Origin of the sequence: Brucella anthropi ATCC 49188, from assembly GCF_000017405.1 — a bacterium.
Classification (GTDB): Bacteria; Pseudomonadota; Alphaproteobacteria; order Rhizobiales; family Rhizobiaceae; genus Brucella; species Brucella anthropi.
The window spans coordinates 1,528,963-1,549,315 of sequence record NC_009668.1; the positions used below are offsets into that span (position 1 = coordinate 1,528,963).

Here is a 20,353-nt window from a genome sequence, read left to right on the forward strand (position 1 = left end):
CGCGCTCTCTATCGCCACCATCCGGTGAAGCGTATGGGACGCCAACAAACAAAGGCTGGAGGCAACATGGTTCAATCAGCAGATGCCGTGCATAAAGCAGCGGCCGGACACATACCCGCATTTATAACACCCCCAGGTCAAACCGATGTACTTTTGAACATCGTCATTATTTTTCTTATCTGCGTAGTATTCTTAACTGGTATTCTCTACCTGAGACTCCATGCTCTCCCCGAACACATCGCTCATCAGACGAACAAGATTCAGATTCAGCTTGTTGCTGTATTGGGCTTGATAGCGCTCTTCACCCACAATCAGCTCTTCTGGATTGCAGCTCTTTTGCTGGCAATGACGGATCTTCCAGACTTCCTGTCGCCGGTAACATCAATGGCAAGGTCTCTGCGTACCATTGCACGGCGAGGACTTCACCTGACGATCCCGCCATCCGCCCCAACGACAGGCGATGATGTTTCGTCACAGGCTGCATCACCGGCGCCGCAAAATGTTGCCGCTTCGACAACCGCGCCCGACAGCGGATTATCCCTCGATCAGAACAAAGAGGAGCAGAAATAATGTTCGAATTCCTGCTTTGTTCGATGATCACTATACTTCCAGATTATCTTTACCGTCGATTTGGCCAAGGAAAGCGAATTGGACACGAGATCACGATCTATTCCATGTGGTTTGAGCTCAGATGGGGGATCACGGCGTGTCTCATCCTCACAATTTCCCTGATTACGATGATATTCTATTACCATCCGTCTACATCTAACGTAACGGCTGCATTTCGAACCGTTACCATCCTTCCGGAAATAGGCGGACGTGTCGATGAGGTATATGTCTCGCGAAACCAGAAGGTGAAAGCCGGCGAGGCGCTCTTCAAGCTCGATGACAGCAAGCAAAAAGCCGCACTGGAAACAGCCCGGAAACGCATTGCAGAAATCGATGCGGAGATGGTTGTCGCCAAAAGCGATCTTGTCGCTGCCGACGCCCGTATCAAGCAAGGTGAGATAGCATTTGTTCAGGCACAGAACGATGTAAACACGCAGCTTGAACTGCAACGCCGCAACCCAAACATCGTCGCCCGCAAGGATATTGAACGTCTCCAGTCGATAGCCGATGGTAAAGGCAGCGAACTGGCAGCCGCAACCGCCAGCAAGCAGACGCTCGAAACCAAAATCACCTCATTACTTCCGGCGCAGAGGGCCAGCACCGAGGCCGCAGCTGCGCAGGCGGAAGTTGAACTTAATAAAACGATCGTGAAGGCGGGCGTTTCGGGAACCGTTCAACAGTTCACCCTGCGTGCAGGTGAAGTCGTCAATCCGTTGCTTCGCCCTGCTGGCATACTGGTGCCGGAAACAGCAGGCCGAACGGCTCTTATCGCAGGATTCGGACAGATTGAGGCACAAGTCATGAAGCCCGGCATGATTGCTGAAGCTACATGTATCGGAAAGCCGTTCATGATTATACCCATGGTAGTAACCGAGGTGCAAGACGTTATCGCTGGTGGACAGGTACGCGCCAGCGATCAGTTGGTCGACATCCAGCAATTGGCGAAACCAGGAACAATCACAGTCACTCTGGAGCCTCTCTACGAAGGACAGCTTGCAGGCATACCCCCGGGTAGCAGTTGTGTGGCCAATGCCTACACGAGCAATCACGAGGAACTGCAATCTGGTGAAGCGGGTACGCTGCGGTCGATATTCCTGCATGCCGTCGACGCAACCGCGCTCGTTCATGCCATGATCCTGCGAATACAAGCCGTGATGATGCCTGTGCAGACCCTTGTCCTTTCCGGGCACTAATTCTCATCACGTCGCCTATGAAACGGGGGGCAATAATGGCTCCCCGTTTTTCCCAGCTCACAGGAAAATCACGTCGCAGCAAAACGCTATTTCGCAGGTTCCTTGTGCAAAGCCGTCGCACATCAAGGTGAGTAGAACGAGTGAACTACAGGTAAAAGAAACCTAACTACACGACTTGATATGGATCGGTGTTTCCTCCGTCTTTCCAAGTTCAACACATTTTTGTTCCGAACAGAAAGTCCAGCCTCCAGTCGTCTTGCCGGAGGCAGCCAGAACAATTTCATGACGCGGAGGGATGGTTGGGTGATAGATATACCAACCGTCCTTAAGAACGGCATCGGCAGGTGGATCCATGCCTGCGCCAGAGCCTTTGATGCGAGCTTCTGACAATACCAAGCCCTGGGACGTAACATTCCAGAACTCCTGCCATGGCACTTTCTCAACGCTGTGCGTCCATGAGAGAACAAAGCTCGTGGCGGCGATTTTCAGTACGCCGCCAGCCGTCGCAATGCAGACCGCCATCAACCGGATGACGCGACGACGGACGGTCGCGATCTCCAGAAATGCCATGCAAGGAAAGCTGCACAGGCAGCAAAACCGAGTTCATCGCTATAGGGATAGGTTGCGAGCATCAGCGCGATAGCGACGAAAGCCCATATGCGTTCCCACATGTTCAACGGCGTTCGAAGATGGCCGATAGCAGCTGCGCCCCAAAGTAAAATACTGAGTAGTGCCTTGACGAACATATAGGCGAATGCAGGCCAGAACCCGAGCGTTTCCGAAAGAGGCCCCCCTTCCTGAAGCATGATGACCGGCTCGTACACCGCCATGAAAGGCACGGCAAAACCCGCAACCGCAATACGGATCGCCTGCATGCCGATCTTCATGCCGGACTCGCGCGCGATTGGCGCTGCCGCAAAAGCCGCAAGCGCAACAGGCGGCGTGAGATCAGCCATGATACCGAAATAGAAGACGAACATGTGCGATACCAGAAGCGGCACTTCCAGGTGAAGGAGTGCTGGGCCAGCGATCGAGGATGTGATGATGTAGTTTGGGATAGTCGGAATACCCATGCCAAGCACAAGACAGGCCAGCATGGTCAGCACCAGCGAAAAGAACAGCGAGTTTTCTCCAACGCTGACAATCACACGAGCGAATGTCGAACCGGCTCCGGTAAGCGCCAGAATGCCAATGATGATGCCAACCAGCGCGCAGGCAACGCCCACGGGCAGCGCATTCTTGGCACCTTCCCCGAGGCTCTGAAGACACAGACCGAGCGTTTCCCGACCACCGCGCACCAGAAAATTTATCATGACCAGCAGCACAACGAGGGCGATGATCAGCGTAATACCGCGCAGGGCATAGCCGAAAATGTTGAAGGTCGTGCCGAAAGCTGCTGCTGACATGACGCCAAGCGCGACCCAGAACAGCACACGCAAAGGCATCGACATCGAGCCGGAAACCGGCACGCCGAGAATGATGAGCGCGGTCAGACTGAGGCCGACAGTGCCTGCAAAAAGTGGCGTATAGCCGGAGAAAAGGAGCCACACCAATGCGACGAGCGGCAGCACCAGAAACCAGCGTTTTCTGATTGCTTCGAGAGCGCTTGGCATTTCGCTTTTATTGAGGCCTTTCATCTTGAGGCGACGCGCCTCAAGGTCAACCATCACGAAGACAGTTATGAAGTAGAGAATAGCAGGCACGATTGCCGCTTTGACGATCTCAACATAAGGCAGACCCAGCGTTTCAGCCATGATGAAAGCAACCGCCCCCATGACCGGGGGCATGATCTGGCCACCCATAGACGCAACGGCTTCGACACCACCCGCGAATGCCGGGCGGAAACCGGAGCGCTTCATGAGCGGAATGGTGAAAGCGCCTGTGGTCACAACATTGGCGACACCGGAACCGTTGATCGTTCCCATCAAGGCCGACGAAATCACCGAAACTTTTGCAGGGCCGCCACGCGACGCGCCAACCGTTCCCATGGCAATGTCATTGAAGAGTTGGATCATGCCCGCGCGTTCGAGAAATGCGCCGAACAGGATGAAAAGAAAAATATAGCTCGATGAGACATAAATCGGCGTGCCGTAAATTCCTTCTGTTCCCAGAAAGAGAACTTCGACCACTTGCTCGAAATCATATCCGCGATGGTTGAACGGGTGCGGGAGATATTGTCCGAACAAGCCGTAAGCCAGAAAGATCGCGCAGATGAGAGGTAAGGTCCAACCCATCATCTTTTTTCCCGCCCAGAAGACGAGAGCGACCACGAGAATGCCGATTATGATATCCGGCGTGTTGGGTTCGCCAGCCCGGATCACCAGGTCTTCGTAGAAAACCCAATGATAAAGACTGAGCACGAAAGCAACGATGGCCGCCAGCCAGAAGGCCGCTCGCTTTGCAGCGACTGTGCTCGCATTGGCGTAAAGGCCGAAGAGAAGCAGAAGCAGAAATCCGACATGGACGGAGCGGACCACCTGACTTGGCAGTGGTGAATAAGCGGAAGTCCAAAGCTGGAAAACCGAAAAAGCCACGGCGATGGCAAACAGGACTTTTGCGCCTGTGCCTGTGCCCCAGGCGGGAATATGCTCGGCCGATTCTACGGCGCTGTTCTCGCTCTGCGTCATGAACGAACCTTCATCAGATTGTGCATTTAAAATGAACAGTTAAGGGAGCGATCCGATTAACAAGGATCGGACACCGTCTGTCAGAAAAAGGAAGGAACCCGGGAATGTCACCCGGGTACCAACCGCCGCGCAGGATTGCTGCCAGCCTATTCGATGCCTTTTTCCTTGTAGTAACGCAGAGCACCGGGATGAACCGGAACAGGTGACACGATGGTGCTTTTATCGAGCTTGATTGCCTTTGCGGAAGAATGGGCGGCAGTTAGCTGGTCGAGATTTTCGAATAGCCCCTTGGTCATCTGGTAAACCAGTTCTTCATCCATATCGGGGCGAACGATCAGATAGTTGATCACGGAAGCTGTCACGACATCCTTGTCCTGCCCGCTATAGGTATTCGCCGGGATCGTGTTGACCTGATACGGTGCGCCGATTTTCTCGATAACGTCTGCCGGAACCTCAACCACATTGATGTCCACGGAATTGGCAAGATCGCGCAGCGAGGCGACGCCAAGTCCGGAAGATTGCAAGGTTGCATCCAATTGGCGGTTCTTCATCAGCTCGACGGATTCCGCGAAGGGCAGATATTCGATCTTGCCGAGATCATCATAGGAAAGTCCGGCAGCCCCCAGAATGGTGCGCGCATTGAGTTCGGTTCCCGATTTCGGTGCACCGACGGACAAACGCTTTCCTTTGAGATCAGCCAATGTCTTGATGCCGGATTCCTTGGAGGCGACGATCTGCACATAATTCGGATAGATTGCCGCAAGCGTGCTCAGATTGGTGAGCTTCTTTTTAAAACCAGCTGCTTCATTGCCTTCATAGGCATCGCGCAGGGAATCGCCCAGCGTGAACGCCACTTCACCCCGACCGCTGTTGATGAGATTGATATTCTCAATGGATGCTTTCGTCGCCTGAACCGAGGGACGCACATCAGGAATGCTCGAATAGATTTTTTCCATAGCGACGCCGAGCGGGTAGTAGACTCCACTGGTGCCACCGGTCAGAATATTTACAAACTCCTCGGCTTTCGCTTGCGCAGCACCGAACACAAGCCCCAATGCGATAGCCAGAGAAACAGTCGTTTTCCGATTAAAGATTTGCATATTTCCTCCTCACTCCAATAGATTTTGCCATGGTGCAGACACCACGACTAAGCGGGAAGTTTTTGCAGATTACTTCCCCCACTGCATTTCATAAGGTCCTCCCACGGAACTGCGAAGACGCTAACGCATTCTGGGGAGAATCCAAAATGTTTTTGACCGTTATTGCCCAGTGAGTTTAATTCACCATGTTTGCTTTGAAGACGACGAGGTTCCGCCACCGTTATGCAGAGCGCACGGCAAAGCCGTGTTTCAACCAAGATCAAAGCCTACTCGTCCGGGGCTAGCAGTTAACTCGCCAGTGAGAGGTCTGTTACTGGTTCAAACCAGGATAGAAGCTGTGCGCTTTCAGGTCTTACCATTTGAGTAAAACGCGCCCGCCAATCATGCCCAAAAAACCCATGATTGCGATGCCGAGCGTATACCAGATTGCAATAAACGGCATCCCGGATTCCGGACAGTGTAGTGAATAGATGAGAACTCCTACTGCGCCAGCAACGATACCGGCGACAAGACCGGTCAGAGCAGGATCGGCCGGAGCAAGTCGCCGCATGGCAGTAAGCAGAAACCCGAGCATGGGAAGAGCTATGAGAACAATCAACCATGGACAGACCAACGCCGTCCGCCCCCATATCAACACCTCTGCTTGTCCGGGCTCGGCGTTCAGCAGCTGGATTGATGCAGCGCCTGCAAGACAAGCCAGAAGTATGGCCAGCGGCAACCAGTGCAATCCCGTGCGAACGGGCCGCGACAAGGTGAATAATGCGGGGATCAGTATCAATAAAAGCAGGACTGCGTAGCCGAATTTCATCCAATAGGCTGTCGTCGTCATCGCCAACAACAAATCGTGACGCACGCCAAGGAAAACCAGCATAATCGCAAGCCCGCCTACAATGCCTCCCGTCGCATAGCGCAAGAAAAGCTGGCGCATTGCGTGAGGGCCAACCGGTTTGACATCTGCTGTCAGCTTGTCGATCAGATCATCGGTCATGCCCTTTGCCTCCAAATCTTTTCGCTATTGTTGCAAGACCGCGGTGGATGGCGACTTTGACCGCGCTCTGACTCAAGCCGGTGTCACGTGCGGCTTCATCTATGGATTGTCCCTCGATTTTTACTTTGCGGATCAAACCTGCCGTGCGTTCGGAAACACTGCTCAACATCCGGTCCACATCCATGCGCGCATCGGCGGCTTCAGCATCATCGGACACAGGAACATCCTCTTCCAGAGGTGTAGCAGTCTCACGCCCGTGACGGCGTAGATGATCGACAAGCTTGTGATGTGCAATTCCATTCACCCAGGGTAGAAACGCCATGCCTCGATCATAGGTTATGCGTCGGGTATGGATCGCCAGCAAAGTCTCCTGAATAAGGTCCTCCGCTTGCGATTTATCGCCGAAAAGACGCCGTAGAAAATAAGGTTTCAGTCGGCGCGACAGATCCTCAAGCAAGGTCCGATAGGCTGCCTTGTCTCCGTCGAGCGCCAGTATCATCAGTTTTTTCAACCTCTCTTCGTTCGAATAGGTCAGGTTACAACTCCCAATCACCGGCATATTCGTGAAAGAAGCGGAAAAGGTTACATCTTCCAATGAGGTGATCACATCGCCGTGATCGGTGTAACCATTTGCCTCTGCCTGTCGAAACTCCTCCCGTTACGCGCCGCTGGCGCCCAGATGAACAGGAGTATCGTCATGACCATCAAACAGAACATCATCGTCCTTCCGGCGCTCGCCCTGCTTGCCGCTATATCTTTCACGCCGGTTTCTTTCGCGCAAGACGCGATGAAAACCGACACCATGAAGTCTGACACTATGAAGAAGGATTCCATGGGCAAGCATGACGCCATGAAAGGCGATGCCATGCATAGCGATACAAAAAAGAAAATGAAGAAACATGACGACAAAGCGATGAAGAACGATGCCATGAAACAGGACACGATGCAGTCCGACTCCATGAAGAAGCCACAGTAATTGTTCTGGCCCGCCAGTCTTCCCTCACGACTGGCGGGCAAATTACCGGAGCGCAACATCATGAAACAGCTCGTCTATCGCCAGCGTCTGCTGACGCGCCTCACACACTGGATTTGGGCTGCCAGCCTCTTCTTTCTGCTGCTGTCCGGGCTGCAGATATTCAATGCGCACCCCACGCTCTATCTCGGCAACGAATCCGGTTTCGACTATGATAATGCCATTCTGGCAATTTATGCCGTCGAGGGCGAAAGCGGCCCTGAAGGTCGTGTCGATATCTTGGGCAAAAGCTTCCAGACAACCGGTTTTCTCGGCGTATCAGGAACCACAAGCGCTCCCGACTATCAGGCATTTCCCCCAGCGTTGATCATTCCATCCTATCGCGATCTGGCAACCGGACGTGTGGTTCACTTCTTCTTCGCCTGGGTTCTGGTGGGCACGCTCATGCTATGGTTGGTCGGGAGTGTTCTGAACGGGCATCTGAAGAACGAGTTACTGCCATCTGCATTGGATATAAAGAGCCTGCCCGGCGATATTCTTAACCATCTCAAGTTTCGCTTCCAGCATGGGAAAACATACAATCCTATGCAGAAACTGACCTATTGTATGGTGTTTTTCGGGCTTTTCCCGATGGTTATAATTACGGGGCTGGCCATGTCTCCCGGCATGGATGCCGTACTGCCGCTGACGGAATGGCTCGGCGGACGCCAGACAGCCCGCACTCTTCATTTTGTAGCCGTTTTCCTGCTTTGCGCATTCGTCGTCATTCATATCGTGATGGTGCTTGCGGCAGGTCCGTTCAACGAAATGCGATCGATGATTTCTGGTTGGTATCGCGCCGATCTTCCGAAAAAAGACGAGGACAGGCACCCATGAGCAAGCTGAATCTTTCCAGACGAAAGTTCCTAACTTTTTCCGGAGCCGCAGCCTCTTCCATTATGTTGAGCGGTTGTGATGCTTTCGATTTTGTCGGCAACAACGAAAGCGCTACGCGGCAAGTCCTCGAAAAGGCGAACGATCTGACCTACCTCATTCAACGGCAACTGCAGGGACATAATGCACTTGCAAGGGAGTATGGGGAAAGCGAGCTGCGTCAGGGTCAAAAACCGAATGGTGAAACCAATCCTGCGACGGAAGAATATGACGCACTTCGCGCAGCCGATTTCTCAGACTATGTTTTGCAGGTAACAGGTCTCGTGGAAAAACCGACAAGTTTTTCGCTGGAGCAACTGCGCAACATGCCAGGGCGCACCCAGACCACCCGCCACGACTGCGTGGAAGGCTGGAGTACAATCGCCAAATGGACAGGCGTCCCCTTGAGCCAGATTCTCGATGTGACACGCCCCACGCCATCCGCGCGCTTTGTCGTCTTCCACTGCTTCGATAGGGTAGACGGCGCGAAAGGAGCAGCGTCATTTTACGGCAGCATAGATCTCATCGACGCCCGTCATCCGCAGACTATTTTGGCATATGGTCTCAATGATCGTGTCCTGCCGGTAGAAAACGGAGCTCCGCTTCGTCTGCGCGTAGAGAGACAACTCGGATACAAGATGAGCAAATACATCAAGTCGATTGAGCTTGTCTCAAGCTTTGCGGCCATTCAGGGTGGGAAAGGTGGTTACTGGGAGGACTATGGCTATGACTGGTATGGTGGAATATGAGCCTTTGAAATGCCCGGCTCCGGTGCTGGTTAAACGCAGATATTCCGAGTGGAATAAGCACTTTCCGCACTGGAACAAAGCGGCCACTAATTATTTTGGATCTTCGTGACCGGATTATCAGCCCCCAAAGCACGCTTCACCGCTGCACGCGCCGAAGCCAGATCCGGCATGACCCAGTTCGGCTCGCTACCAAGAAACTTATCGAGAAATGCAATCGCATAACCCGGCATTTCCGAGACGTTTTCCTTGTAAGACCACCATGTCCGCAGCTCATCAGCACACTGATCGATATCCGGAACAGTACCGAATTCCTGCTCCTGCACAGCAGCAATCGCGCAGATACAGTAGTTTGTGTAGAGAAAACCTTCTGGCCAGAAGCTGACGATTTCGTAAAGACGCGCGGCATCGTCTGCAGCGTGCTTTGGCGGCGAAACGACCTTCGCAGGCGACAAACGGATCAGCTCTCGCAACACAAGACCTGCGGCAAAGGTGATGAAATCTTTGCGGTCCACTTTGGCAAAACGCTTGTTCTGATCAACGAGCTCTACCCAGTTCAGGAAGGCTTCTGTGAGCTTCTTTTCATCAATCTCATATTCGACGCCATAAAGCTCATGCAGCAGACTGGCATGCTTGCGGAACGTCGCCCTGAACCAACGCAGCTGGCGCAACCGATGACGCAAATCAGGCATCGATGCCATTTGTTCTCTGAGTAGCAAATCCATGTTGCGAGCGGCCTCCCGTTTACAAACGACATTATGCGAAACCGATTGCAATGTCAGTCGTCATTCGTCTTCATTCGTTGACAAAATTATACATATTGACATTCAAGAAGACAAATGTTCTCTATTTGCTGAAGGACGAACTCGGAAAATATCCTATTTGTCCTTCGTGGGAGGAGAACAAAATGGCTATCTGGCAATGGGCTTTGCTGGCGCTCGCCTTGCTTTGGGGCTTTCAGTCTCTGGGCGTCTGGTTTCAGATGCGTCACTATTCCGATGTGATGAAAGGCATCACCTCGAAATATTCTGACGGCTTTGTCGGCGCGGGTCATGTGCGAGGTCGCTTTGGCAGAGGCGTCATTGTTTTGCTCGTCGTAGACCGCAATTTGGTGGTGCGACGCTTCCTGCAAATGAGCGGACGAACAGTTTTTGCAAAATTCAGCCGCCGCGAAGGCTTTGAGGGAATGCGCCTCAGCGAGTTGCAGGACAATCCTACAATTGGAGAAGGAACGCCTGAAGTGGTGGCTGCTGCCAAGCAGGCGATAGAGCAGATCGGTCGCATAAGAGATCAATCCGATGGGATCGAACTCGAAGGTCTGAAGGCAGTGGGAGCATAGGAGTTGCTTGCCTGAAACAAGCAATCGAGGAGGAGCAATGTCGATAGTGACGATGTTGGCACAACATGCTGACGTAACAATGCAATCTATACATATGGCTGGCAGCATGATTTCCGATGCGGCCCTGCATGGCAAACATGCCGCAGACCACGCGGGAAATGATCTTCTGCAGCTTGCACAAGCAACAACCACCGCGCCAGCCGATGCCGGCAGCGGCGGAATTACCGTTGATCAGTTCAAGGAACGCCTTCAGAACGTCCAGCAGGAAGAACAGCTGGGCTGGCTTGCTTCAATCGGCAAGCATTTCATTGGCGTCTTCCAGAAGGGCGGCGAAGTTTTTGCCGGGTTTGTAACAGGTATTATCCCGACGCTCGTCGTGCTGATGACCGCCTTCTATGCCGTAACCGAACTGGTCGGTGAAAAGCGCGTCCATGGCATTGCCCGCAGCGCCGGACGTATCGCGCTCACTCGCTATACCGTTCTGCCGGTTCTTTCGGTGTTCTTCCTGACCAACCCGATGGCCTACACATTCGGTTCGTTTCTGGACGAGAAATACAAGCCCGCCTTCTATGACGCGGCTGTCTCCTATGTTCATCCGCCACTGGGCCTCTTCCCGCATATCAATCCAGGCGAATACTTTGTCTGGGGCGGCGTGCTCGTCGCACTTCTCGAACTTGAGAAGAAGGGCGCAGTTCCAACGGGTTATCACATCAACGTCGCCATCTGGTACGCCATCGTTGGTCTCGTCGTGATCCTCCTTAAAGGCATGCTCACAGAACGCATCACCGCCATCATGGCGCGGCGTCAAGGCATTGAGCTTTAAGCGGGAATTGGGGAGGACGACATGGTAAAGACCTATAAGGCAGTTAAAATTTCCCGCGGCTCAAATGGCTGGGGCGGTCCGCTTGTCATTCAGCCGACAGAGCAACGCAACAAGGTGGTTTCGGTCACTGGCGGCGGCATTCATCCGCTTGCACGCCGGATCGCTGAACTGACCGGAGCAGAGGCCGTTGACGGCTTCCGCTCACCACCAATCGAAAGCGAAATGGCAGTTGTGGTTGTCGATTGTGGCGGCACTGCCCGTTGCGGCGTCTATCCGCGCAAGCGCATTCCAACGGTAAACATCACACCGGTTGGACAATCCGGGCCACTGGCACAGTTTATCACCGAGGACATTTACGTGTCAGGTGTGAAGCCGGAAGACATCGTTTCTGCTGATGGCTCGGCCACCGCTGCCCCTGCAGTTGCCGCAGTTGAAGAAGAGCCTGCTCCGGTAGAACAGCCGAGCGAAGGCGGCTTGGTCGGACTGATCAGCAGTATCGGTCGTGTCATGGGCCGTGTGGTTGGTATCTTCTTCCAGGCGGGTCGCCGCACAATCGATCAGGTTATCCGTAACGTTTTGCCATTCATGGCATTCGTGACCATGCTGATCGGTCTGATCCTCTATACAGGCATTGGCGATATTCTTGCCCAGCCGCTTGGACCCCTAGCCAATAATATTGTCGGCTTGCTCGTGCTTTCCGCCATCTGCGGCTTGCCGTTCCTGTCGCCGATTCTCGGACCAGGTGCAGTTATCGCGCAGGTCGTCGGCGTGGCGATCATAGGACCGCAGATCGCCAACGGCACCATCGCTCCGGCTATGGCCCTGCCTGCGCTCTTTGCCTACAACACGCAGGTCGGTTGTGACTTCGTGCCGGTTGGTCTGGCGCTCGGGGAAGCGAAACCCAAGACAATCGAAATTGGTGTTCCGGCAGTTCTGATCAGCCGTCAGATCATGGGGCCACTTTCGGTCCTAATCGCATGGGTTGTCAGCCTCGCAGTACTTTAAGACGTTCAGCCTGTCGCAGCAAAAGCGGCGGCAGGCAATCTCCCAAACATATGCAATAGCGATGCTCTTCGTCGATTTTCCCGAGTATCGAAGACCATACCAAGAAAGGACCGCCTCTATGTCGATACATCTGAAAACGCGGATCACCGCAATCGGCCCGGAAGTTGCGGATCTCGCTGAAGGCGGCGTTCTCATTCTTTTTGCGGATGGATCGCCACCCGAACTCGCTGAAGTTTCCGTAATGCATATCGTGGAAGAAGGACCTGAAGTGTCCGCACCTGCTGTCGGAGCCCGCATCACCATCGGCTCACTCAACGCAGAAATCACTGCTGTCGGTGATAGCGCCTGGCAAAAAGTACGCGAAATCGGCCACGTCGTTATTTCGTTTACGGGCGCACAATCGACAGATCGTCCAGGCGAAATTTGCGCTACTGAAATCGTCGGCGAAGAGCTTGTCGCTGCTCTCAAAGAAGGGCAGATTATCGCCATCGGCGGCTGAATCTGACCATCATTGGATTTAGAATTGCGTGTTAAAACAGATAATTGAAACAAGTTTCGACATTCAGGATGTTGGAATGTTTCAGATGTCGCTTTGAGGCTTATATAAATGGAACGCTCGACTATCGTCCGGGTGCATGAAGGGCTGCATGCGCGCCCCGCAACCCGCTTCGTTAAACTGGCCAAAGGTTTTGAAAGTGACATCGAAATCGCCAAGGCCGGAAAAAGCGTAAGTGCCAAAAGCTCCGTCAAGCTGATGCTGCTTGGTGTGAAAGAGCTTGATGAAGTGACCGTTCGTGCCGATGGTGCCGATGCCATTGAAGCCATCGAAGCGCTGATCGGCTATCTGGAAAACCCGCAGGCTGGCCTTGAAGAGGCTGCTGCACCCGCTGCTACCCCTCAAGCAGAAACCGCGCCGCCAGCCGCTACTCAGCCTGCGATTACGATAAAGCTGCCCACGGGTCAGATAAAAGGTATTGGTGCGAGCGAAGGCATCTCATTGGGCACTGCGTTTCCGTTTTTTCCTGAAGAAATCAAGCCGTTGGGCCGGAAGCTTGCTGCATCTGAAATAGACACCGAGATTGCCCATTTTAAGTCGGCTATCGCGACGGTACAGCAACGCATGGATGCTTCGCTCTCCAGCGGCAACCTCGCTGACGCTGACAGAGGCATCATTGCGGCATTAAAGGATATTGCTGCGGATGATAGCCTGACCGACGAAGCACTTGGGCTCATTCGAGATGGTTTAGATGCCATTTCGGCGATGCTTGCTGCAGCTTCCACGGTTGCCGGGCAGTTTGCGGCACTCGACGATCACTATCTTAATGCACGTGCAGATGATGTGCATGCCGTCAGTCGCCAGATCTGTCTTGCACTTCTCGGCAAGGAAGATATCAATCTGGAAGGCTTGCCGGAAGGATCGGTGCTTATTGCCGAAGACATCGGCGCCTGGGATCTGGCACGTGCACCGCTCAAGAAAATCAAAGGTGTTGTCTGCGGACATGGCGGCGCCACATCGCATGTTGCGATCATCGCCCGCACGCATGGCATTCCGGCTGTTCTTGGCCTGGGAAGTGCAATCCATGAGCTCGAGAATGCAAAGACCGTAGCAGTGGATGGAACGTTCGGCATCGTTCATTCCGATCCAGACCTGGCTATCCGCAACGAAATCGAAGCGCGTATTTCCAAAGCAATGCAGGAAAAGCAGGCGCTTGATGCTTACCGCTCGATAATTCCTCGACGCGCAGATGGAAATATTATCGAAGTTGCCGCCAATATGGGCGCACTTGAGGAGATCGACGTCGCGCTCGAAGCCGGCGCCATGGGGGTTGGTCTTTTCCGCACTGAGCTTCTCTTTATGAAGCATATTCATCTGCCGTCCGAAGATATGCAGACCGAAACCTATTCGGCGCTTCTCAAAGCATTTGCACCACATCCGGTTATTGTCCGCACCCTCGATATCGGTGGCGATAAGCCCATTGCAGGCATCGAGTTTCCCGAGGAAGAGAACCCTTTCCTTGGCTGGCGCGGCATTCGCATGTGTCTGGATCGTTTGGATGTGTTCAAGCCGCAGTTGCGCGCCTTGTTGCGCGCAGCGGTCAACGGCAACCTCAAGGTGATGCTGCCGATGGTCTCGGATGTCGAAGAAATTCGCGCAACCAAACGACTGATCGCAGAATGCATCAGCGAACTTAAAAGCGAAGGTAAAACTTTCGCCGAGTTCGACCTTGGCGTGATGATTGAGACACCAGCGGCGGTTTTTGCGGCCCGCGAGCTTGCAAAAGAAGCGGCTTTCTTCTCCATTGGCACCAATGATCTGACGCAATATGTGATGGCTGCGGACCGGCTCAATCCAACCGTTGCGAAGCTCAACGACGTAAGCCACCCGGCTGTCATGGCGGCAATCGAGATGACCGCAAAGGCGGGTACCGAAGCAGGCATCATGGTGGGCATGTGTGGAGAAGCCGCAGGTAAGCCGGAACTTATCGGAGAGTTTATGCGCATGGGGCTGACCGAGTTCAGCATGAGCCCCGCTTCAATCCCCCGTGCAAAAAAGCTGATCGCAGATATGTTTGGAAACTAAGCCTCATCTGCGATGCATCCATAAAACAAAGCCCGGATCATCGTATCCGGGCTTTGTTTTATGGCAGGTGTGCAATCAAGGTCTGGAACAGATTTTCGAGCTGTGGATGATCTCGATCTTCAGCGGCCTGCATCAGACGCTTATGTCTTGCGTCCAAAGCCAGAATGGCACTCTCAAGTGGATCAATTCCTTCCAGGTCGCCAGCTTTGGCTGTCGCCAGCCCACATGCCAGGCCAACAGCAGCGAAACACATCGTTTCGAATTTACGCAAAGCCTGCGGATCACAATGACCATCCAGTGAGATAAAACGAACCGGCTTTTCCGCAAGAAGCTCGAAAAACATGGCCGTGATGGCCTTGGCCGTTTCGGCTACTTTTTTGTCGCCCGCCTCGGCGGCAACCGCGCTCTTCAAGAGAGCTCCATGTTCGCGCATCACGTTTGCATGCACCGTGACAAACACAGCTTCCTGAATCAGCACATTCTGCAACTGATGGCGGCGGAGCACTTCCTTCGTGAGATAGTACATATCCTTGCGGAACGCGCGCACGCCCTCGGCTCCGGCGCCGAAATAAACCGACAAGCTTCTCACATGCGGCGCACTGTTATGAACATTCGGGTTCGATGAAATCAGCGAAATGGAGATTGTTTCAGCCGTCGTCAGTGCCTTGTCCATCATGCTCGCGGCATGTCCCAGCAGCAGTTCCGGTGACACGATTTCACCCGGACGCGAAGAGGCCTGTTCGCCCTGCAAACTTTCATGACGATTGCGGCGAATCATATATCGAACCTCACGCAGCCGGTCTTTCAGATTGACTGCAATTTCTTCCGAAAGAATGCGTAACATGTTCATTTTCCTTAACCGAAGCGCCACCGGAACAGCCTGGACAGAGCACATGAATTATTGTTTGCCTTCACGTGGAAAAGCAATAGGTTCGCTTTAAGAGTATCACTTCTATAAAGCAGTATTGCGCCAATAATTTGAGGGATTATTTTGAAAAAAGCTGGCAAGAAGACGCAAAAGAATCCGGAGACAGCTGACCTCATCATTGGATCGGAAGGCGTTGCCGCCGAAAACCGCACGAGCCGGTTGAGAACGCGTGCCGCGTGGATGTATTACGTCGAACAAATGACCCAGAATGACATCGCAGAAGCGCTTGGTGTTGGTCGTGTCACAATCGTTCGTCTTCTCGCTGATGCCCGTGCTCGCAATGAAGTAAAAATTACCATCGAAGGCAAGCTGGCAAGCTTGACCGCATTGGAAGTGGAGCTTGAAAAGACCTTTGGTCTGGAACGCGCGATTGTCGCGCCGCTCTCTTCATCCGACATTGATCCTATTCCACCGATCAGTGCTGCCACTGGCGCCTATCTGTCGGAAAAGGTGCAGCACGGCATGACGATTGGCGTCGGCTGGGGGCGTACTCTTTCCAGCACGCTTCAACATATTGGTGCGCGTCCGCTTAATGACCTCAAAGTCATTTCTTTGCTCGGCGGTATTGTGCAGCCACGGCGCTCGAACCCGCCGGAATTTGCATGGCAATTTGCGCAGATTTTTCAGGGCGAAGGCTATCTGATCCCAGCGCCTGCGTTGGTTGACAGCAAGGAAACCCGGATTGCGCTTATCGAGCGCTGCGGCTTGAACACTGTGCTTGATATGGCAGAGCAACTCGACATGGTGCTGCTCAGCGTCGGTGACATTCAGACAGCCAGCAGCACGTCTTATCGCGTCGGCCTGATTGACGAGGAACAGAAGCTATCGCTCATTGCAAATGGCGCTGTTGGCGACGTACTTTTCCACTTCTATGACAAGAACGGCAAGATCGTTGATGATCCCGTGCACGACCGCGTCATGTCGGCCAAAATTGAAAGTCTTCAGAAGACGCCGCAGCGTATTCTTACATCAGGCGGCAAAGAGAAGATTGCCGCTCTGCTTGGTGCAATCGAACTTCTGAAACCCACCGTTCTCATCACCGATGAAGAAAGTGCGACACAGATGCTGAAAGACAAGGCTTAATAAGGCTAAAAACAAAAAGCACATCGTCGCAAACGATGTGCTTTTTAAATTGCTTTAGGCTCGTATTAATTGGCAGCGGCGGCGCATTCTTTGAGAATTTGCAACACCGCAGCCCGCTCTTCGATTTGTGGCATATGTCCACAACCTGCGAAAATGTGGACGCCAACTTTCCCTGGCAAACCATGGGCCTGGGCAACGGGAATAACCCGATCTTCGGCACCGAAGATGAGCCGCACCGGCATTGCAAGCGAAGCAATGCTTGAACGAACCTCAAAAGTCTGTGTGCCATCCGCAAAAAACCGATGACCAATCGCTTCCTGCGTATCGCGCAGTTCTGCATCAGCGGCTTGAGCAACTGTTGCATTGATGAACGGCTTCGTCAGATGGCTCTCATCGGCAACGAGCAGTTTCAACCAGGGAACGATGCTGGCTTCGCTTTTCGCGCCGACGAGACCTTTTATGAACGCGCCGTTGACCTGCGGTCCCAAGCCCCCCGAAGAAATAAGCAACAGGGAACGCACATCGACAACACCACGCGCAGCGGTGACTGTGGCGACGGCTCCGCCAAGCGAGTGACCAACCAGCAGGCACGACGTCACGCCGAAAGCAGAAAGCGTCGCTTCGACTGCCGTAGCAATATCATCGATGCTTTCAGGAACAACACGTGGCGAATTACCGTGTCCCGGAAGATCAAGCGCCAGTATCGGGTGGCCAAGCGATGCCCCGGCAAACAAGCCACGCCATGAGTTGAGGTCTGCGGCAAAGCCGTGGATCAGCACAATCGGCAACCGATCGGCCTCGCCCTCACGCAACCAGACTGCATTGAGCTGACCGGGCGCGGATGGTTCAGCATTTTTAATCGCAGGCGATTTAGCCGATACTGTATGCTTCGCAATGCCGGTATTGCCTTCAACGTCCTTCTTCTGCACGCGGCCCTTCGGACCTGAGCCCTGAATGGTGGCGAGATCAATGCCTGCTTCACGGGCGAGCCGCCGTGCAAGCGGCGTTGCCCGCACATCATCAGCTGAACCATTTTTATCGTCTTGGGAGGATTTTGGTTCAACCGGGTTTGGTGCTACCGTCTCAATGATAGTTTCGACGGGCACAGCAACAATTGGCTCTTCAACGACGGGCGCTGACTTGGCACTACGTTCTTCACCTTCGTCGTAAATCCAGGCGACAGTCTGACCAACCGGGACAACAGTGCCTTCTGCGGCACTGATATCCGCAATGATGCCTGATGCCGGAGCATCGACTTCCATCGCCGCCTTGTCAGTCTCAATTTCAAAGAGAAGCTGGCCCTTCGTGACAGTATCACCATCCTTGGCATACCAGCGCGAAATCTGCCCCGTCTCCATATCCATATCGACCTTGGGGAGAATGACTTCCACAGCCATGGTCAGCGCACTCCTTTAGCCAGATCACGAGCGCTTTTCAGGATGTCAGGCACCTGTGGAACGGTCGCACGTTCAAGATCAGGATTGTAAGGAATTGGAGTTTCTGCCCCGCCAAGACGCACGATTGGCGCATCGAGATAATCAAAAGCGTCACTTTCTGCGACGATTGCGGAGATTTCAGCACCGATACCAAGCGTCTTCACCGCTTCATAAACGCAGAGAAGCTTGGACGTCTTCTTGACGCTTTTAATGATGGTTTCGCGATCAATCGGGCGCACGGTGCGCAGATCGATCACTTCAACATCAATGCCTTCCTTGGCAAGTTCAGCGGCCGCATCAAGTGCTTTGTGCACCATGATTGCGGTTGCAACGATGGTCAGATCGCGCCCCTCGCGAACCACTTCCGCCTTCCCGATTGGCACGGTGTAGAAGCCTTCAGGAACCGGACCTTTGGTTTTGTAAAGCAGCTTGTGCTCGAAAATCATAACCGGATCAGGATCTTCAACGGCTGCAAGCAACATGCCCTTGGCATCATAAGGTGTCGAGGGCTGCAAAACCTTGAGGCCCGGAACATGGCCAAGCCATGCCTCTAAGCTCTGACTGTGCTGTGCTGCGGCACCCGTTCCCGAACCTGCAGGAAAGCGCATGACCAGTGGCACAGAAACCGCACCGCCAAGCATGTAGCGGATTTTTGCTGCCTGATTGACGATCTGCTCCATAGCAAGTGCTGCAAAGTCGGAGAACTGGAATTCAAAGATCGGGCGCATGCCGGTCAGTGCTGCGCCGACAGCAACACCTGCGCCGCCCAGTTCTGAAATTGGGGTGTCCATAACCCGGTCTTCGCCGAAGCGATGCACCAGATCACCCGTCACCTGAAATGCGCCGCCATAGACGCCAATATCTTCACCCATCAGAAAAACGCGGTCGTCGCGTTCCATGGCAATTGCCATAGCTTCTTGAATGGCTTGCGAGTAGCTCAACTCACGGATTGTCGTGTCCATGTTCAAATATCGTCCGTGTAAACGTCGCGGGTCAGGTTGGTCAGATCAGGCACGGGGCTGTTCTTGGCAAACTCAATCGCGTCAGCGATTTCCTTTTCCACCTCAGCACGAATTGCCTCGATCTCGGCGTCATTGATGAAGCCATAGGCTTTCAAGTCGGCCTCAAAATGCGCGATTGGATCGCGATCATGCTGCCAATGCTCAATTTCTTCCTTGGTGCGATAGCGGTTGCGATCGCTCTTGGAATGACCACGAATGCGGTATGTTTTGTTTTCAATGAGCGTAGGCCCATCGCCGCGCCGTGCGCGTTCGGTGGCTTCGTTCACGGCCTCTGCCACTTCCGACAGATTGTTGCCATCCACGATCACGCCCGGCATGTTATAGGCCGAGGCGCGGTCAGCAACATTGGCAACTGCCGTAGAGCGCTTGGTCGAGGTGGACATGCCGTAGCCATTGTTTTCGCAGATGAAAACGACCGGTAACTTCCAGACCGCGGCCATATTGAGTGCTTCGTGAAAAGCACCCTCATTGTTCGCACCATCGCCAAAGAACGAAACGACCACCTTGCCGTTTTTCTGCTTCTTTGCAGAAAGAGCTGCACCTACCGCAATCGGGATACCTCCGCCGACAATACCGTTCGCACCGAGATTTCCCTTGGAAACATCGGCAATGTGCATCGAGCCGCCACGGCCTTTGCAATAGCCGGTTTCCTTGCCGAAAAACTCCGCAAACATGCGCTTCACGTCTGCACCTTTGGCGATGCAATGACCGTGGCCGCGATGGGTCGACGTAATCATGTCATCGTCGTTGAGCGGCAGGCACGATCCCATCGCACTCGCTTCCTGCCCGATAGAAAGATGCATCGTTCCGTGAATAAGGCCACGCGTGTAGCTTTCTTCCGCGCCTTCTTCAAAGCGGCGGATAAGATACATTTTATGCAGTGCTTCCTTCAGCTGTTCCGGCGAATAAGTGCGGAAAGCATAAGGCAAATTGTGACGGTCGCCCGTATCCTGCGGTTCGACTTTTTTGGCTTGAACCATGATGTTTT

General features: G+C 53.5%; 21 protein-coding genes. 11 read left to right on the plus strand and 10 right to left on the minus strand.

Going from position 1 to position 20,353, the window contains the following annotated elements; translation table 11 throughout:
• Positions 1–66 precede the first annotated feature (66 nt).
• A complete protein-coding gene (locus OANT_RS21130; protein ID WP_012093426.1) occupies positions 67–570 on the plus strand; it encodes a hypothetical protein in 504 nt (167 codons plus the stop codon).
• Positions 570–1,802: an HlyD family secretion protein gene (locus OANT_RS21135; RefSeq protein ID WP_012093427.1), complete on the plus strand. Its 1,233-nt coding sequence runs from the start codon at positions 570–572 to the stop codon at positions 1,800–1,802. The genes OANT_RS21130 and OANT_RS21135 overlap by 1 nt, the downstream gene beginning before the upstream one ends.
• 162 nt (positions 1,803–1,964) lie before the next feature.
• On the opposite strand, the gene OANT_RS21140 is transcribed toward OANT_RS21135, so the two are convergent.
• From OANT_RS21140 to OANT_RS21160, 5 genes are all read right to left on the minus strand, one after another.
• A complete protein-coding gene (locus OANT_RS21140; RefSeq protein ID WP_012093428.1) occupies positions 1,965–2,324 on the minus strand; it encodes a DUF1850 domain-containing protein in 360 nt (119 codons plus the stop codon).
• Complete coding sequence (locus tag OANT_RS21145) at positions 2,324–4,429, minus strand: TRAP transporter permease (protein WP_012093429.1); 2,106 nt, start codon at positions 4,427–4,429, stop codon at positions 2,324–2,326. Before OANT_RS21145 ends, OANT_RS21140 begins: the two co-directional genes overlap by 1 nt.
• Before the next feature lie 146 nt (positions 4,430–4,575).
• Positions 4,576–5,529, minus strand: coding sequence for a TAXI family TRAP transporter solute-binding subunit (locus OANT_RS21150; protein ID WP_012093430.1), 954 nt, complete (start codon positions 5,527–5,529; stop codon positions 4,576–4,578).
• Between the two features lie 352 nt (positions 5,530–5,881).
• Entirely contained in the window at positions 5,882–6,517 is a 636-nt protein-coding gene (locus OANT_RS21155; protein ID WP_010659282.1) for an NrsF family protein, read from the minus strand.
• On the minus strand, positions 6,507–7,016 hold the full coding sequence (locus tag OANT_RS21160; protein ID WP_040128595.1) for a sigma-70 family RNA polymerase sigma factor: 510 nt from the start codon (positions 7,014–7,016) through the stop codon (positions 6,507–6,509). Before OANT_RS21160 ends, OANT_RS21155 begins: the two co-directional genes overlap by 11 nt.
• A gap of 198 nt (positions 7,017–7,214) precedes the next feature.
• On the opposite strand from OANT_RS21160, the gene OANT_RS21165 reads away from it, so the two are divergent.
• Genes OANT_RS21165 through OANT_RS21175 form a run of 3 tightly spaced genes read left to right on the plus strand, consistent with a single transcriptional unit; the run spans position 7,215 to position 9,151 of the window.
• Positions 7,215–7,493 carry a pentapeptide MXKDX repeat protein gene (locus tag OANT_RS21165; protein WP_012093432.1) on the plus strand — a complete coding sequence of 93 codons (279 nt, stop codon included), beginning with the start codon at positions 7,215–7,217 and terminating at the stop codon, positions 7,491–7,493.
• Positions 7,494–7,553: 60 nt separating this feature from the next.
• Entirely contained in the window at positions 7,554–8,366 is an 813-nt protein-coding gene (locus OANT_RS21170) for a cytochrome b/b6 domain-containing protein (RefSeq protein WP_012093433.1), read from the plus strand.
• Positions 8,363–9,151 carry a molybdopterin-binding protein gene (locus OANT_RS21175; protein WP_012093434.1) on the plus strand — a complete coding sequence of 263 codons (789 nt, stop codon included), beginning with the start codon at positions 8,363–8,365 and terminating at the stop codon, positions 9,149–9,151. Before OANT_RS21170 ends, OANT_RS21175 begins: the two co-directional genes overlap by 4 nt.
• 86 nt (positions 9,152–9,237) lie before the next feature.
• Here OANT_RS21175 and OANT_RS21180 read toward each other — a convergent pair whose 3' ends face one another.
• Positions 9,238–9,873, minus strand: a complete 636-nt coding sequence (locus OANT_RS21180) for a hypothetical protein (protein ID WP_012093435.1) — start codon at positions 9,871–9,873, stop codon at positions 9,238–9,240.
• A 182-nt stretch (positions 9,874–10,055) separates the two neighbouring features.
• Between OANT_RS21180 and OANT_RS21185 the strand changes: the two genes are divergently transcribed.
• From OANT_RS21185 to ptsP, 5 genes are all read left to right on the plus strand, one after another.
• Positions 10,056–10,487, plus strand: a complete 432-nt coding sequence (locus OANT_RS21185) for a transcriptional regulator GutM (protein WP_012093436.1) — start codon at positions 10,056–10,058, stop codon at positions 10,485–10,487.
• A gap of 37 nt (positions 10,488–10,524) precedes the next feature.
• The gene (gene srlA, locus OANT_RS21190; RefSeq protein WP_012093437.1) at positions 10,525–11,310 is read left to right on the plus strand and encodes a PTS glucitol/sorbitol transporter subunit IIC; all 786 of its coding nucleotides are present in this window, start codon (positions 10,525–10,527) and stop codon (positions 11,308–11,310) included.
• Positions 11,311–11,331: 21 nt separating this feature from the next.
• Positions 11,332–12,315: a PTS glucitol/sorbitol transporter subunit IIB gene (gene srlE / locus OANT_RS21195; protein WP_012093438.1), complete on the plus strand. Its 984-nt coding sequence runs from the start codon at positions 11,332–11,334 to the stop codon at positions 12,313–12,315.
• A 118-nt stretch (positions 12,316–12,433) separates the two neighbouring features.
• A complete protein-coding gene (locus OANT_RS21200; protein ID WP_012093439.1) occupies positions 12,434–12,814 on the plus strand; it encodes a PTS glucitol/sorbitol transporter subunit IIA in 381 nt (126 codons plus the stop codon).
• A gap of 108 nt (positions 12,815–12,922) precedes the next feature.
• The gene (gene ptsP, locus OANT_RS21205) at positions 12,923–14,896 is read left to right on the plus strand and encodes a phosphoenolpyruvate--protein phosphotransferase (RefSeq protein ID WP_012093440.1); all 1,974 of its coding nucleotides are present in this window, start codon (positions 12,923–12,925) and stop codon (positions 14,894–14,896) included.
• Between the two features lie 58 nt (positions 14,897–14,954).
• Here ptsP and OANT_RS21210 read toward each other — a convergent pair whose 3' ends face one another.
• Positions 14,955–15,740, minus strand: a complete 786-nt coding sequence (locus tag OANT_RS21210; RefSeq protein ID WP_012093441.1) for a hypothetical protein — start codon at positions 15,738–15,740, stop codon at positions 14,955–14,957.
• A gap of 147 nt (positions 15,741–15,887) precedes the next feature.
• Between OANT_RS21210 and OANT_RS21215 the strand changes: the two genes are divergently transcribed.
• Positions 15,888–16,907: a sugar-binding transcriptional regulator gene (locus tag OANT_RS21215; RefSeq protein ID WP_012093442.1), complete on the plus strand. Its 1,020-nt coding sequence runs from the start codon at positions 15,888–15,890 to the stop codon at positions 16,905–16,907.
• A 65-nt stretch (positions 16,908–16,972) separates the two neighbouring features.
• Here the strand turns inward: OANT_RS21215 and OANT_RS21220 are convergent, their stop codons facing one another.
• The 3 genes from OANT_RS21220 to OANT_RS21230 are packed head-to-tail and all read right to left on the minus strand — an operon-like array spanning position 16,973 to position 20,345.
• Positions 16,973–18,304, minus strand: coding sequence for an acetoin dehydrogenase dihydrolipoyllysine-residue acetyltransferase subunit (locus OANT_RS21220; protein WP_012093443.1), 1,332 nt, complete (start codon positions 18,302–18,304; stop codon positions 16,973–16,975).
• Positions 18,305–18,306: 2 nt separating this feature from the next.
• Entirely contained in the window at positions 18,307–19,305 is a 999-nt protein-coding gene (locus OANT_RS21225; RefSeq protein WP_012093444.1) for an alpha-ketoacid dehydrogenase subunit beta, read from the minus strand.
• Between the two features lie 2 nt (positions 19,306–19,307).
• Positions 19,308–20,345, minus strand: a complete 1,038-nt coding sequence (locus tag OANT_RS21230) for a thiamine pyrophosphate-dependent dehydrogenase E1 component subunit alpha (protein ID WP_012093445.1) — start codon at positions 20,343–20,345, stop codon at positions 19,308–19,310.
• Positions 20,346–20,353 lie beyond the last annotated feature (8 nt).

What these genes read in the sequence shown, in the direction of transcription:
- OANT_RS21130 (WP_012093426.1), top strand. Translation starts at nt 67, where the DNA reads ATGGTTCAATCAGCAGATGCCGTGCATAAAGCAGCGGCCGGACACATA.
- OANT_RS21135 (WP_012093427.1), top strand. Translation starts at nt 570, where the DNA reads ATGTTCGAATTCCTGCTTTGTTCGATGATCACTATACTTCCAGATTAT.
- OANT_RS21140 (WP_012093428.1), bottom strand. Translation starts at nt 2,324, where the DNA reads ATGGCGGTCTGCATTGCGACGGCTGGCGGCGTACTGAAAATCGCCGCC.
- OANT_RS21145 (WP_012093429.1), bottom strand. Translation starts at nt 4,429, where the DNA reads ATGACGCAGAGCGAGAACAGCGCCGTAGAATCGGCCGAGCATATTCCC.
- OANT_RS21150 (WP_012093430.1), bottom strand. Translation starts at nt 5,529, where the DNA reads ATGCAAATCTTTAATCGGAAAACGACTGTTTCTCTGGCTATCGCATTG.
- OANT_RS21155 (WP_010659282.1), bottom strand. Translation starts at nt 6,517, where the DNA reads ATGACCGATGATCTGATCGACAAGCTGACAGCAGATGTCAAACCGGTT.
- OANT_RS21160 (WP_040128595.1), bottom strand. Translation starts at nt 7,016, where the DNA reads ATGATACTGGCGCTCGACGGAGACAAGGCAGCCTATCGGACCTTGCTT.
- OANT_RS21165 (WP_012093432.1), top strand. Translation starts at nt 7,215, where the DNA reads ATGACCATCAAACAGAACATCATCGTCCTTCCGGCGCTCGCCCTGCTT.
- OANT_RS21170 (WP_012093433.1), top strand. Translation starts at nt 7,554, where the DNA reads ATGAAACAGCTCGTCTATCGCCAGCGTCTGCTGACGCGCCTCACACAC.
- OANT_RS21175 (WP_012093434.1), top strand. Translation starts at nt 8,363, where the DNA reads ATGAGCAAGCTGAATCTTTCCAGACGAAAGTTCCTAACTTTTTCCGGA.
- OANT_RS21180 (WP_012093435.1), bottom strand. Translation starts at nt 9,873, where the DNA reads ATGGATTTGCTACTCAGAGAACAAATGGCATCGATGCCTGATTTGCGT.
- OANT_RS21185 (WP_012093436.1), top strand. Translation starts at nt 10,056, where the DNA reads ATGGCTATCTGGCAATGGGCTTTGCTGGCGCTCGCCTTGCTTTGGGGC.
- srlA (WP_012093437.1), top strand. Translation starts at nt 10,525, where the DNA reads ATGTCGATAGTGACGATGTTGGCACAACATGCTGACGTAACAATGCAA.
- srlE (WP_012093438.1), top strand. Translation starts at nt 11,332, where the DNA reads ATGGTAAAGACCTATAAGGCAGTTAAAATTTCCCGCGGCTCAAATGGC.
- OANT_RS21200 (WP_012093439.1), top strand. Translation starts at nt 12,434, where the DNA reads ATGTCGATACATCTGAAAACGCGGATCACCGCAATCGGCCCGGAAGTT.
- ptsP (WP_012093440.1), top strand. Translation starts at nt 12,923, where the DNA reads ATGGAACGCTCGACTATCGTCCGGGTGCATGAAGGGCTGCATGCGCGC.
- OANT_RS21210 (WP_012093441.1), bottom strand. Translation starts at nt 15,740, where the DNA reads ATGTTACGCATTCTTTCGGAAGAAATTGCAGTCAATCTGAAAGACCGG.
- OANT_RS21220 (WP_012093443.1), bottom strand. Translation starts at nt 18,304, where the DNA reads ATGGCTGTGGAAGTCATTCTCCCCAAGGTCGATATGGATATGGAGACG.
- OANT_RS21225 (WP_012093444.1), bottom strand. Translation starts at nt 19,305, where the DNA reads ATGGACACGACAATCCGTGAGTTGAGCTACTCGCAAGCCATTCAAGAA.
- OANT_RS21230 (WP_012093445.1), bottom strand. Translation starts at nt 20,345, where the DNA reads ATGGTTCAAGCCAAAAAAGTCGAACCGCAGGATACGGGCGACCGTCAC.